The following is a 12,835-nucleotide window of genomic DNA, read 5'->3' on the forward strand; positions in this document are numbered from 1 at the left end:
CCAAGTTGCAAAATTGTTTTTTATGTTCGCAGCTGTAGCTGTGATGACTTCTTGTGGTAGTGATGATCCGGAGCCAACTCCTCCATCACAACAAGAAACACAATCGAAATTATTAGAAGGCAAGTGGACTGCTGCCGAGACAATCTTAGGCGATGATACCGCTTTTGATGCACTAACATTAGAATTCGGAACTAACGAAGAATTCACTGGTGGTTCATTAAAAGAAGGTGGTATTGATGCGGAGATCGCAGGTGCTTTCGGTTCTGACTGGGCTTTTGAAGGTTCTTCTACTACTGCACTTTCTGTAGGAGGTACTGTTAATGCCATCACAATCAACAGCATTTCTGCGGAAGAAATGACCATCAATTTCACTAACTCTGCTTCTTCAGCAAAAGTGAAAGGTGTGGGTACTTACACCCTTCGAATGACAAAATAAAAAAACAATATAAAGCCTCAATTTCCACTGGAGGCTTTTTTTAAGCGACCTGTTTTGATAAAGCAGGTCGCTTTTTTTATATGGACATTTATCCTAACCCTCTTTAAAAATAAAATACCGCGCAATCCTCCCTGAGTTTTACTCCATCTCAAAAAAACATCGCCCGGCTTTAAGCCGGAATATTCTTGCTTAAGCCGGATTATAAATACTTAAATCCTCGTTTAGCTGTAAGGCGAAAAAAATGAAGGAATAGTTTCCAATTTCGAATTTTTTCCAACGAAGCAGATGAATGAGGAGAAAGCAAGCCTACCCAAATTTGGACTATCGGAAATTTGGCGGGACAAACAACAACTAAGTGATAGTCGGCCTCTTACAGTAGCCTCTAAAATTAGCGGTGAATAATTCGGTTTAAATCCTCATTAGCTGCAAGGCGGTAAAATGAAAGAAGTTTTCCTATTTTGGGTTTTCTAACCAAGCAAATGAATAAGAAGCAAGCGAGCTCACCCAATTTTGAGCGATAAAAAAATCAGCTTTACCAACCGTAATAAAATGATCATCACCCCTTCATAATAACCTACTAAATCTACTGGTAAATAATTCCGGTTAAAAATGAAAATTAGCGGCAATAGGGCTTCCTTCCGGAAAAACGAGTAACGTAAGATGAATACCTTATTCAGGCAGACACAAAAAAACCGGCCATTCACAAGAAAAGCCGGCTCCTTATCGAAATTATTTTTTGTACTAGCGCATACGATCCATGGAGCGCACCAACTCTTCGTCCTTACGAATGAACTTGGAGGCCGCCATATTACAAACCACCGCAGCGATCACCAACCAAAAACCAATGCCGTAAGCACCTTTAGCGCCAACGCTTTCCATCAATTCCATATTAATGAAGTAAAGTCCTCCACCCATGATGGCCAACATCATAAAGGCGTTGATATACCCTAGCTTCAATTGCTTCATCCGATCCTTAAATTGAAAAACAGAGATGGCTGAAATCGTGGCTGCGGCAATGGCCAGCATTCCCAATAATCCGTACGGAAGATTTTCTTTTACCATTTCAGCATCTACTATATGCTGATAACCGGTCAAAAATAATTCATGGGCATCTCCTCCCTCAGGCTGGTAAGACCACAATGGAAAAAAACAGGCGGCAATCAATAAAACCGATACCAGGAATAAAAAAACGGTCTGAATACGTTGTATCATAATGATTATTATTTTCTCAGCGACAAAATTACAAAAATCCCCTCAGGTGAAAAACAATCCGGCAAGAAGCTGAAACAAAAGCCACACAAAATACTATATTTTTTCAGGAGCAAACGCTTAAGGAAGAAACTACCGGAGACTGGTCAAAATATGCCTGACAAAAAAATCAGGCAGGGTCACCCTTATTCCTCTATTTATAGCCGCCTGGAGCGTGCTTCAAAGCACACCCTCCGGCTTCAAGTCCGAATTATTGGAAGCGATTTCAGATAATTGCTCAACAATAGCGATGCTATTCGATCAAAATAATGCTGATTCGCTTCTGCCATACTTCAAATTTTCGCTGCGAATTTTGGCTTTTAAACATGCTCATAGATTTGAGAATTATCAGAGGGATGCTTTATTTTGTTACAAAAAGAAGGAAAGCAATTGCGCTATTTTATTGAAATCGCCTATAAAGGCACGGCATACCATGGCTGGCAAAGCCAAAAGAATCAAAAAGTAAAAACGGTTCAGGGAGAAATTGAAACTGCACTCAGCAAAATTTTGGGTCAAGCCACAGCGATAGTCGGCAGTGGAAGAACCGATACCGGGGTGCACGCTATGCAGCAATTTGCGCATTTTGACCATGAGAGAGCGCTGGATACTGCATTATATCAGTATAAATTTAATGCAGTATTGCCCTTCGATATCGTAATCAAAAATTTATTCAAGGTCGGAGATGAGACACATGCCCGCTTTGACGCCACCAAAAGAAGTTATCAATACCATATTCACCTGGAAAGAAGCCCATTTTTACAGGAATTAAGCTATTTTCACAAAGAAAAACTGGATATAGCTACCATGAATCAGGCAGCGGACTTTCTTTTGGGACGACAGGATTTTCAGTGTTTCTCCAAGGTAAAGACTGATGTGAACAATTATTTCTGTGACATTTATAAGGCGGAATGGGAATATGAATCAAAAACCGGCAGATTGATATTTCATATTTCGGCCAACCGTTTTTTAAGAAATATGGTACGCGCAGTGGTGGGAACTTTACTGGAAGTGGGCAGAGGAAAAATGCCGGCTGAAGGCGTCAAGGAAGTCATCCAAAGTAAAAATCGGTCTGTTGCGGGACGATCGGTTCCGGCAGACGGACTTTACCTCAGCGAAGTGCTTTATCCATTTATGGAGGGAGCGTCCAATAAATAAGAACAAGACATTAACCTTTTTTTGACCAAACGTTTTAGTATAAGACGGCAAGCGAAAAACCATTGAAAGACGAAAATATTAGCGGAAAGGTATTTGACTCCATAGTCCTAAAGCGCCTTTTCAAATTTGTAAAACCTTACTGGAAACAGTTTCTTTTTTTAGTGCTCCTCACTATAGGAGTCGCTACACTTGGCCCATTGCGCCCCTACCTTATCCATATCGCCATAGATGAGCATGTGGCCAATGGCAATTTCCCGGGCTTACTGAACATGACCATCCTCCTGATTGGCCTTTTGGTATTACAGGGAATCGTCACCTACCTGCACACTTATATCTCGGGTTGGCTGGGGCAGTACACCATTAAAGATATTCGGGATCAGCTTTACGATCATTTGCTGAGTTTACAGTTGCGCTTTTTCGACAATACCCCCATCGGTCGACTGGTAACCCGTACCGTTTCCGATATTGAAACCCTCGCGGAGGTTTTCAGTCAGGGAGTCGCAGCCATCATCGGGGATGTTTTGCAGCTTTTTGTCATCACCGCCATCATGTTTTATACCGACTGGCGACTCACTTTGATCAGCCTTTCCACACTTCCCATTCTGCTTTTTTCCACTTATATATTCAAAGAAAAAATCAAAGTGGCTTTTACCGATGTCCGAAATGCAGTAGCTCAATTGAACTCCTTCGTACAGGAACACATAACGGGGATGTCTATTGTGCAAATCTTCAACAGTGAAGAGAGAGAGTATGAGAAATTTGTGGAGATCAATAAGAAACACCGACACGCCAATCTAAAATCAGTACTTTATTATTCTATTTATTTTCCGGTGGCGGAGATTATCTCTGCGGCCTCTATCGGATTGCTGGTTTGGTATGGAGCACAGGAAATTTTGGAAGACAGCCGGGTAACGCCCGGTATTCTCATTGCTTTTATCATGTACATTCAAATGTTCTTTCGCCCCATTCGCATGATCGCCGATCGGTTCAATACCCTGCAGATGGGTGTTGTATCGGCTTCCCGAATTTTCCATTTGTTGGATAGCAAAGACCAAATTGCTGATAATGGTGAACTTATTACAGATGGCATCAAAGGCGATGTTTCTTTTGACCATGTCAGCTTTGCCTACGATGAAAAGAATTTTGTCCTAAAAGATATTACTTTTGAAGTAAAAGAGGGACATACCCTTGCTTTGGTTGGGGCCACCGGAGCGGGAAAATCATCCATCATCAATTTACTTAATCGCTTTTATGACATTCAGAAAGGAAGCATAAAAATTGATGGGATTCCGGTAAAAGACTATCAGCTTTCCTTTTTAAGAAGAAATATTGGAGTGGTATTGCAGGATGTCTTCCTTTTTTCAGATACCATTCGGGAGAATATTCGATTAGGGGATGAATCCATTACTGATGAGCAAATTCAGGATGCAGCCCGTTTGGTAGGTGCATTGGATTTTATTGAAAAACTTCCAGGTGGCTTTGATTACAATGTCATGGAACGCGGAGCGACCCTTTCCGTTGGTCAGCGCCAGTTAATTTCTTTTGTAAGAGCCATCGTTTACCAACCCAGCATCATTGTTTTGGATGAAGCCACTTCGTCTGTGGATTCTGAAACAGAGGAAATGATTCAGACCGCCATTGAACGCTTAATGAAAGGCCGTACTGCCATTGTGATTGCTCACCGTCTGTCCACCATTCAAAATGCAGAAAAGATTTTAGTCTTAGACAAAGGCCATATCGTGGAAGAAGGCGACCATCAAAGTCTGTTGGACAAAAATGGTTATTATGCGCGTTTGCACCAAATGCAGTTTAAAAGCCTGAAAGGGCAGCAAGTATAAACAAGCGCGCAAAATTACCGCGCTCTTGCACCTCTGCCCTGCTTTTCCGTTAAAAAACGTGAAATAAGCGTACCACTTTTGGAAAGCGATTCAATTAGCCTTTACTTTATTATAAATCATTAGGCGGATAACCGGACGAGATATTGAAGCGAGCAGACTTATATTTTTTTTTCCTATTCACACTCTTACCACTGTTCTCTTTTGCCCAAAGCGACAGCCTGGAAGTAAAGCAAAAAATAGTGGTCAGAGGAATCATTCTGAATGACTCCACCCGGGCGCCGATTCCTTTTACCCAAATTGTCAGAAAGGGAAGTATCCGCGGTATTACCGCCAATGAAGATGGTGCTTTTGCCGTAAAAATTTATCCGGAAGACACCCTTATCTTTAGTGCCCTGGGCTTCGCCTATGGAGAATATTGCTTCAAAGACACCACCGACCTGACCTTGCCCAATGTTATCCTGCTAAAGGAAACCGCCATACAATTAAAAAATGTGGACGTTTTTGCCATCGGAGAGGATCACCCCCTGCGTAAGAAAGAACTAAAACCTTATTACATCCCGGGCCTGGGACAAAATCCCGACGGCACCTATCCGGAACCTCGTGACCTCACGGGCTTTGAAAAAGCCATGGGCGCCATCGGTAGTCCGATTACTTCAATTTATAATGCCGTTTCACGCAGAGGAAAAGAAATTCGGAAGATGGAAAAAATACTGGCGGAAGAAGCGCAAATAAATTATTACGCTGCCATTTACCAAAAAAAGCTCAACAATCAGGTCGTGAGTAGTTTGCTCAATATTTCAGAAAGGGAAGCCGCTGCTTTTCTGGAATTTTATGAACCCGATTTTATGTTCGTGGTTTTTGCTGATCGCAATCAACTCACCCTGGATATTATGGAGTTTTGGGAGCGATATCAGTTAGTGAAAGATCTGGACTGAGGAGTTAGCTTAAAACGGTGGTTGAAGCCTTATTAACCACTAATTTCACGAATTAACACTAATTTTTTTGAAAGGGTAAGGTGATAATTGTTGTCACAAATTTCGAAAATTTATGGAAATAAGTTAGGTGTGGGAAGACTAAACTGGGCGTAGTGTCATTGCGAGCCATTTGAATACTAAAGCGGTCGCAATATTACCAAGAGCCATGCGAGGATCGCTACACCGCTCCCTAAGCCGCGAATTTTATTGAAGGGAAGTTGGATGCAAGAAAGGAACCACTAATTTCACGAATTAACACTAATTTTTAGTAATGGATGTAATTCGTAAAAGATAATGGCTGATAGGGTATTTTCGTTTCGGAAATGGTCTGAGAGGTGTTTATTCCTTACAAAACCGGAAATATTATTCGTGAAAATTAGGGAAATTCGTGCTTGCTAAAAGACAAATCCTTGGTAATTGACAAGTGCTTGGATTAACAATTTCCCCGAAGCGTGTTTTTTAATCACTAATTTCACGATTTACACTAATTTGTAGTATTGGATGTAATTTGGAAGAGATATTGCCTGATAGTGTATTTTCTTTTCGGAAATGGCCTGAGAGGTGTTTACTTCTTACAAAACCGGAGATATAATTCGTGATAATTAGGGAAATTCGTGGTTTCAAAATATCAATTCAGCGAACCTTCTCCCCTGCTAAAAAAAACTGGTCCAACAAAAATCGGATGATTTTGCGAAAATATATATTATATTCAAAATCACCTTTTATGAAGCCTTTACTATGAGCAGGAAAATAGCCATCATCGGCGGAGGAAATCTAGGATCCGCAATAGCCTTTGGTTTGATCGACCAATCCTTTATTCAGGCCGAAAGCCTTTTTGTTACCCGAAGGCAAATCGCCAAATTAGGAACACTGGGAGAACGCGGCGTAAACGTATTGTCTGATAATCTTTTTGCAGCTCAGCAGGCAGAATGGATTATCATTGCGGTAAAACCTCATTTAGCCACCAAAGTATTAGAGGAGATAAAATCCGCAATTACACCGGACAAAACCGTTATTTCCGTAGTGACAGGAGTATCCCTAGAGCAAATGAGAAAAGCTATTGGGGAAGGACCTGCCCTTTTCAGGGCCATGCCCAATACTGCCATTGCCATTCGGGAATCCATGACTTGTATTGCCGCAGCAGATGCTCCTGAGAGCACCCAAAAAGAGGTGGTGGAACTTTTCAATCAGGTGGGGCAGGCCATCATCATTAATGAAGAGCTGATGAATTCTGCCACAGTATTAGGCGCCTGCGGTATTGCCTATGCTTTGCGTTTTATCCGGGCCGCCTCCCAGGGGGGAATTGAAATCGGCTTTCCGGCTGAGGTAGCCCAGCTGATTGCCTCGCAAACGGTTAAAGGCGCCGCTTCCCTGTTAATAGAAAATAAAAAACATCCGGAATTTGAAATTGATAAGGTGACCACCCCGCAAGGCTGCACCATCGCAGGACTTAATGAGATGGAACACCAGGGATTTTCTTCCGCTCTGATAAAAGGAATCATGACCTCCTATTTGAAAATTGATAAAATTCCAACGGAATAATTCCACAAAGCAATAGATAAGAAAAGCGGCGATCGCCGTTTTTTTTATATATTCGCATGGAAATCGGATTATTATGTACATTATTAAGGTAAAAGGAAAAGCGAAGATCCCGGATTATATTCAGCTCCGCGATGATAATTTTGTATTGGTGGCTTACTTCCGTGCTGATCGACCGCTAAAAAAACTCGAGAAATACGGATTGGAAGGAAAAGAAGAAGCCCTAAAAGCCATCATTGAAGCCCTTCCTTTTGGCAAATTACAACCATTGAACCTTTAATTTTTTCCCTATGTCAGCCTTCTCCGACTTACCCGTTGTAGCATTAGAAAATGCACGAATCAGTGTGGAAACCCGAACGGTCTTAACATCAGCCTCCTTTAATATTGGCAAGGGAGAATTCGTTTATTTGGTAGGACGTACCGGAAGTGGGAAATCTTCTCTGCTGCGTACCATCTATGCTGATTTGGAATTGGAAGAGGGCAAGGCTACGGTAGCAGGTTTTACCATTAATGGGATAAAGAGGAAGGACGTACCGATGTTAAGAAGAAAACTTGGCATCATCTTCCAGGACTTTCAGCTATTCAAAGACCGTACGGTTTCAGAAAATTTAGAGTTCGTTTTGAAAGCTACCGGCTGGACAGATAGCGGAAAAATAAAAAGTCGTATCACTGATGTTTTGATGAAAGTAGGGCTGACCGGTCATCTCAGCAAAATGCCTCACCAGCTTTCCGGCGGAGAGCAGCAGCGTGTAGTAATTGCCAGAGCTTTATTAAATGAACCGCAAATCTTAATTGCGGATGAGCCAACCGGAAATCTGGATCCGGAGGTTACGGAAGGGATTTACGAATTACTAGATAAGATCAACAGTCAGGGAACTGCAATCCTGATGGCTACCCACGATTATAGCCTGATTGACAAACACCCGCATCGTATTCTGAAAATTGAAAATGGGGCCATTCTGGATTCCGAAAAAGAAAAAATTCAGCTGATCGCGATTTATTAGTAAAATCAACGTCGGCTCATGGGTATGCTAAAATTAAGTGGAATTATTCACCGCTGAATATATCAAACTAACCCTAGTTACTCGGGAAAATTTATTTATGCGCATTTTCGTTGATTTTAAATAACCCAGTTTGGGTTAGCTTGCTTTTCCCTCATTCACCTGCTTGCTTGGAAAAAACGCTAAACAGGGAACTAATCCTTCATTTTCCCCGCCTTTCTACTAATGGAAGATGGAGGTATGGATCAATCGGGTTTAAATGCTTTTTTTGATTTAAAACCTGAATAACGATCGCCTACGAGCTTATGCAAAGAGAAAATGAAAGGAATTAACTACAAGTGATAGCTGTTACTCAATACCTTTAACCGAATATCTTTTTTTGAAGAAATAAAAGGAAAGAATCTCCCTTTTGAATAAAGACCTTAGTCCCTAAATATAAAATAAGGAAAATCCCACTTCTCCCTGGCTATTCACCTCCACAGTGGGCATAGGTAGCTTGATCATCTCCAAAATCATTTGAATCTTTTTAAAAGGCCCTAGAGGTAGCTGCTCATAATCAAAATCAACACTAATGAGTAAGGATGGTGTCGGCTGGTAGCCCTGCGCCAAATTCTCCTCCATTCTGCCATACACCATTCCCTGAGCACGGTATCCTATGGCCAGCATCAAAAAAGACGGCACCCATGGTTTTCGTAACAATGCCCGTAAAGAATAACAAGACCAATACACCTGACCATTATAATCTTTCAACAACTGTTCTCCCAGATTATTCCCCAATAATTGCGGCCTATGCTGCGCCCAGTCCGATGGCCAAAAACTAAAACGCGGAAACCATCTGACCTTCCCCCATGTCTGAAGCTGTATAAAAGCCGCAAAGGCGCCCAACGCATTTGCCAACATATCATATACCGAAAAGCCATAGCCCGCTCCAAAGCCATCCATGAGCTCTATAGGAAATAATACCAAAGCCCCCGACCAAAAAGCAAATCGGTGACGTTTTTGATCCTCTGCAATATCGGCTTTCAAATAAGCATTCATCCAGCGCACCATTTGAAAACAAGTGAAAAAATGTCCCAGCTTGTCCATGCCCATCCATTCATCCAGATCATTAAAAAAATGAAATCCTTGCAAAGGCATGTGCTGATACCAGGCGATGGCCAGACCGACCACTAGCAAAACATACCAAAACAGAAAATAAAATAAACGCTTCGGAAGTTTAGCCTTTTCGCCCCCAGTTTTGAAAGGAAGGGAATCCATTAACATCCAAAGGATTAAACACAAAAGGGGCAACCACCAAAAAGCCGCGGATAGACTCATAAAAAATTTAAATTCAATAGGCCGCAAAATACAAAAAGCCTCCGAATAGGAAGCTTTTTGGACAACTCTTTATCATCAGTATGGAGCTTCCGCACCGAATGAACTCAATTTAGGAATTGCTTTTTTTGTTAAATCAAATAGGACGCAAATAGATAGGATAGGCAGTAAAAAAGCATGATCAAGAGTTCGGCCGGATTATTCACCGCTAGATTCATCTCGTTACTTTAAGTGATTTTATTTCAGTTTGTAAATATTGGTTTTACTGATTTCCATTAGCCGAAATGTGAATAGGCTTGCTTTCTCCCCATTCATCTGCTTACAGGGAAAATACTCGGAATAGGAATATTCCGTCATTTTTTCCGCCTTGCCGCTGAATGAGCATTTATGGAGAAATAACCCGACTTAAGTTAAAGCAGCCTTGTAGGTATCAATAGCGCGCTGCCGGGCAAATTTATGATCCACCATAGGTGCCACATAGCCCATGGTTCCATATTCGGGCACCCATTTTTTCACATACTCTAATTGAGGATCAAACTTCTTCAATTGACTTTCAGGATTGAAGACCCGAAAATAGGGCTGGGCATCCGTGCCGGTACCGGCAGCCCACTGCCAGCCTCCATTGTTAGAAGCCAATTCATAATCCAGGAGCTTTTCCGCAAAGTAAGCCTCTCCCCAACGCCAATCAATCAGTAAATGCTTGGTTAAAAAACTGGCGACCACCATCCGAACCCGATTATGCATATAACCGGTTGCATTCAGCTCTCGCATACCCGCATCTACCATGGGAAAACCCGTCTCCCCCTTACACCACAACTCAAAAGCCTTAGGGTCATTTCTCCAGGGCACCTGATCATATTGAGGCTTAAAGGCTTTATCCACCACATGAGGGAAGTTAAAAAGGATCATCATATAAAACTCCCGCCAAATCAGCTCTGATAAATAAACTTCTGAAAAGGGTTTCGCCCTCAAAGCTAACTGCCGGATACTGATCGTACCGAAACGCAAATGCACCCCTAACCTTGTCGTTCCCTTTATGGCCGGAAAGTCTCTTTTATCTCCATATTCGATCAGCCGGTCGTCTGGCACCTTCTTGTCAGGAATGGATAATCCCTCCCCTGAAAACCCCATTTCCTCCAATTTCGGCATTGGAAATTGGGCAGTTCCTTGAAAAAGCTGATCCAGCAGAGTCTCAGACGGATAATTTTTCGGAGGGTGTTGGCGAAACTGCTCAAGCCAAACTTTCTTATATGGCGTGAAAACTTTATATGGGGTACCATCCGGTTTCACCACTTCCAATTTTTCGAATATCACATGATCCTTGAAAACATGAAAGGCAATCCCTTGGCTCGCAAAAAATTCCGCGAGCTCCCCATCTCTTTTGGTGGCATAAGGTTCGTAATCGTCATTGGTATATACCGCTTTCACCTCATAATGGTCCAGCAGTTTTTCAAAAGCAGCCCTGGGAGCATCATAAAAAAACTCCATCAGAGCGCCTTGGGGCAACTGCTTCTGCAAATGTTCAAGCTGTTCGTATATAAAAGTGATTCGAGGATCGTCTTCCGGCAATTCATCCAGAATTTGTCGATCAAAAATAAAGACAGGAACCACCGATTCCCCGGCCTTCAATGCCTGATAAAAACCATGATTATCGTGCAACCGAAGATCTCGTCTGAACCAAAAGATATTTACTTTCTCCAAAATACTTTTTTATTAGGCTTTACTTTTTGTTCCCGAATCAGTTTCAGGATTGAGATTTTTTATAATCTGCCAAAAATTTCTCTAAGCCAATATCGGTCAGGGGATGTAAAAATAATGCCTCCAATGCTTTCAGCGGAGCGGTGATCACATCCACTCCCATTTCAGCCGCCTCAATAATGTGCATAGGGTGACGAATTGAAGCCCCTAAAACTTCTGTAGCAAAACCATAATTGTCGTAAATCTCCACAATCTGCCCCAGTAATGCCATCCCATCAGCACTGATATCGTCCAAGCGCCCCGCAAATGGGGAAACATAGGTCGCGCCCGCCTTCGCTGCCACCAGCGCCTGACCAGCGGAAAACACCAAGGTGCAATTGGTCCTCACGCCCTGACTACTTAAATATTTTATCGCCTTAACTCCCTCCCTGATCATCGGGACCTTAACCACGATCTTGGCATCAATGGCCGCCAGTAGCTCGGCCTCTCTTAAAATACCTGCATAATCGGTAGAGATCACCTCCGCGCTCACATTATTATCAACCAGATTACATATCTCTTTATAGTGTTGATAAATCGCCTGATTCCCTTTAATACCTTCTTTGGCCATAAGAGAAGGGTTGGTCGTCACCCCGTCAAGTATACCCAGGGCGGCAGCTTCTTCAATTTCCTGCAAATTGGCGGTATCGATAAAAAATTTCATTTCGCTATTGTTTGATTGGTAATGATTTCCAAACAATTAAACAGAAGCCGAAAGAATTTACAATGAAAGTGGGAAAATTATCTAAAACCCGGAGGAATTTATGCCCGGGGAAAAATTGTATTTTTTGGACATAAAAAAACGATCCGACATAGCAACGCTCAACCATTTACCCTTGCTTCCTTCCGGACCTGGGGGAGTTCAACAGGAGCAGTTCTTGTCGAATCGCATGACAAAAGTAGGGCTTTTATCTGGCAATACAAGCGAAATTAGGCGTTTTTTGAAAAATCATTCCCAAACAACCACTCTTCTTTTGATTCCCAATAAGTTAGGCGGATAAATATTATTAACACAAGAGTCCGGCTCAGAAAAGATGGACAATAGAAAGATTTGGGCACAAAAAAAGCCCTTCTGATTGGAAGCGCCTGCGAGAGAAAGAAAATAAAAGACAAGTCAGAATCGCACCGCTCAACCACTTACCCTTGCTGCCTTCCGGCCCTGGGGGAGTTCAGCAGGAGCTGGTCGTCCTGACTTGCGGATGCAAAGGTAGGGGAATTTCTTAGTGGCGCAAGGAAAAAGGGAATAAATTTTTCAAAAGGCAGTCTTTGCCAAAAAAACGGGTATAAAAAAAGCCCTTCTGATCGGAAGCGCCTGGGGAAGAAAGATAATAAAAGACAAGCCAGAATCGCACCGCTCAACCACTTACCCTTGCTGCCTTCCGGCCCTGGGGGAGTTCAGCAGGAGCTGGTCGTCCTGACTTGCGGATGCAAATGTGTACGAAAAATTGGGATTTCACAAGTAATGCAGAAAAAAAAGCGATTAATTTTCAATTAACTTTGTTTTACTACATTTCTTAAACAAGGCTATTTGAACATTATTTTTGACTAATTCTCATTTTTACTTTCCTGAAACCTAGTCGAATAAACCTTTTT

11 protein-coding genes and 3 other RNA genes are annotated in these 12,835 nt (G+C 42.1%); 7 read left to right on the top strand and 7 right to left on the bottom strand.

The genetic code is table 11. From position 1 onward, the window contains the following. Positions 1-22 precede the first annotated feature (22 nt). The gene (locus AAA970_RS10760; RefSeq protein WP_338237113.1) at positions 23-436 is read left to right on the top strand and encodes a hypothetical protein; all 414 of its coding nucleotides are present in this window, start codon (positions 23-25) and stop codon (positions 434-436) included. A 741-nt stretch (positions 437-1,177) separates the two neighbouring features. Here AAA970_RS10760 and AAA970_RS10765 read toward each other — a convergent pair. Continuing rightward, positions 1,178-1,648 (bottom strand): DUF4293 domain-containing protein, encoded by a 471-nt coding sequence (locus AAA970_RS10765; RefSeq protein ID WP_338237114.1) that lies wholly within the window; start codon positions 1,646-1,648, stop codon positions 1,178-1,180. Between the two features lie 402 nt (positions 1,649-2,050). Between AAA970_RS10765 and truA the strand changes: the two genes are divergently transcribed. The 6 genes from truA (at position 2,051) to AAA970_RS10795 (ending at position 8,194) form a co-directional block, all read left to right on the top strand. Next, a complete protein-coding gene (gene truA / locus AAA970_RS10770; RefSeq protein ID WP_338237115.1) occupies positions 2,051-2,839 on the top strand; it encodes a tRNA pseudouridine(38-40) synthase TruA in 789 nt (262 codons plus the stop codon). Between the two features lie 62 nt (positions 2,840-2,901). Further along, the gene (locus AAA970_RS10775; protein ID WP_338237116.1) at positions 2,902-4,677 is read left to right on the top strand and encodes an ABC transporter ATP-binding protein; all 1,776 of its coding nucleotides are present in this window, start codon (positions 2,902-2,904) and stop codon (positions 4,675-4,677) included. A gap of 143 nt (positions 4,678-4,820) precedes the next feature. Next, positions 4,821-5,612 (top strand): carboxypeptidase-like regulatory domain-containing protein, encoded by a 792-nt coding sequence (locus AAA970_RS10780; RefSeq protein WP_053405615.1) that lies wholly within the window; start codon positions 4,821-4,823, stop codon positions 5,610-5,612. Positions 5,613-6,389: 777 nt separating this feature from the next. Continuing rightward, positions 6,390-7,193, top strand: a complete 804-nt coding sequence (gene proC, locus AAA970_RS10785) for a pyrroline-5-carboxylate reductase (protein ID WP_338237117.1) — start codon at positions 6,390-6,392, stop codon at positions 7,191-7,193. Positions 7,194-7,266: 73 nt separating this feature from the next. Further along, positions 7,267-7,470, top strand: a complete 204-nt coding sequence (locus AAA970_RS10790; protein WP_053405618.1) for a hypothetical protein — start codon at positions 7,267-7,269, stop codon at positions 7,468-7,470. A gap of 10 nt (positions 7,471-7,480) precedes the next feature. Next, entirely contained in the window at positions 7,481-8,194 is a 714-nt protein-coding gene (locus AAA970_RS10795; protein WP_053405619.1) for a cell division ATP-binding protein FtsE, read from the top strand. A gap of 426 nt (positions 8,195-8,620) precedes the next feature. Here AAA970_RS10795 and AAA970_RS10800 read toward each other — a convergent pair whose 3' ends face one another. The 6 genes from AAA970_RS10800 to ffs (AAA970_RS10825) form a co-directional block, all read right to left on the bottom strand. Further along, positions 8,621-9,508, bottom strand: coding sequence for a DUF2279 domain-containing protein (locus tag AAA970_RS10800; protein ID WP_338237118.1), 888 nt, complete (start codon positions 9,506-9,508; stop codon positions 8,621-8,623). A gap of 402 nt (positions 9,509-9,910) precedes the next feature. Next, positions 9,911-11,206, bottom strand: a complete 1,296-nt coding sequence (locus tag AAA970_RS10805) for a cryptochrome/photolyase family protein (protein WP_338237119.1) — start codon at positions 11,204-11,206, stop codon at positions 9,911-9,913. A gap of 43 nt (positions 11,207-11,249) precedes the next feature. Continuing rightward, positions 11,250-11,906, bottom strand: a complete 657-nt coding sequence (gene fsa, locus AAA970_RS10810; protein ID WP_053405622.1) for a fructose-6-phosphate aldolase — start codon at positions 11,904-11,906, stop codon at positions 11,250-11,252. 132 nt (positions 11,907-12,038) lie between these two features. After that, positions 12,039-12,135, bottom strand: an RNA gene (gene ffs / locus AAA970_RS10815) — signal recognition particle sRNA small type. A 210-nt stretch (positions 12,136-12,345) separates the two neighbouring features. Beyond that, positions 12,346-12,442: signal recognition particle sRNA small type (gene ffs, locus AAA970_RS10820), an RNA gene on the bottom strand. A 129-nt stretch (positions 12,443-12,571) separates the two neighbouring features. Next, positions 12,572-12,668: signal recognition particle sRNA small type (ffs, locus tag AAA970_RS10825), an RNA gene on the bottom strand. Positions 12,669-12,835 lie beyond the last annotated feature (167 nt).

It is taken from the genome of Persicobacter diffluens, from assembly GCF_036244895.1.
GTDB lineage: Bacteria > Bacteroidota > Bacteroidia > Cytophagales > Cyclobacteriaceae > Persicobacter > Persicobacter diffluens.

Bases quoted from the DNA above. Each gene is read 5' to 3' on its own strand.
- AAA970_RS10790 (WP_053405618.1), top strand. From the start codon at position 7,267: ATGTACATTATTAAGGTAAAAGGAAAAGCGAAGATCCCGGATTATATT.
- proC (WP_338237117.1), top strand. From the start codon at position 6,390: ATGAGCAGGAAAATAGCCATCATCGGCGGAGGAAATCTAGGATCCGCA.
- AAA970_RS10795 (WP_053405619.1), top strand. From the start codon at position 7,481: ATGTCAGCCTTCTCCGACTTACCCGTTGTAGCATTAGAAAATGCACGA.
- AAA970_RS10765 (WP_338237114.1), bottom strand. From the start codon at position 1,648: ATGATACAACGTATTCAGACCGTTTTTTTATTCCTGGTATCGGTTTTA.
- AAA970_RS10760 (WP_338237113.1), top strand. From the start codon at position 23: ATGTTCGCAGCTGTAGCTGTGATGACTTCTTGTGGTAGTGATGATCCG.
- AAA970_RS10800 (WP_338237118.1), bottom strand. From the start codon at position 9,508: ATGAGTCTATCCGCGGCTTTTTGGTGGTTGCCCCTTTTGTGTTTAATC.
- fsa (WP_053405622.1), bottom strand. From the start codon at position 11,906: ATGAAATTTTTTATCGATACCGCCAATTTGCAGGAAATTGAAGAAGCT.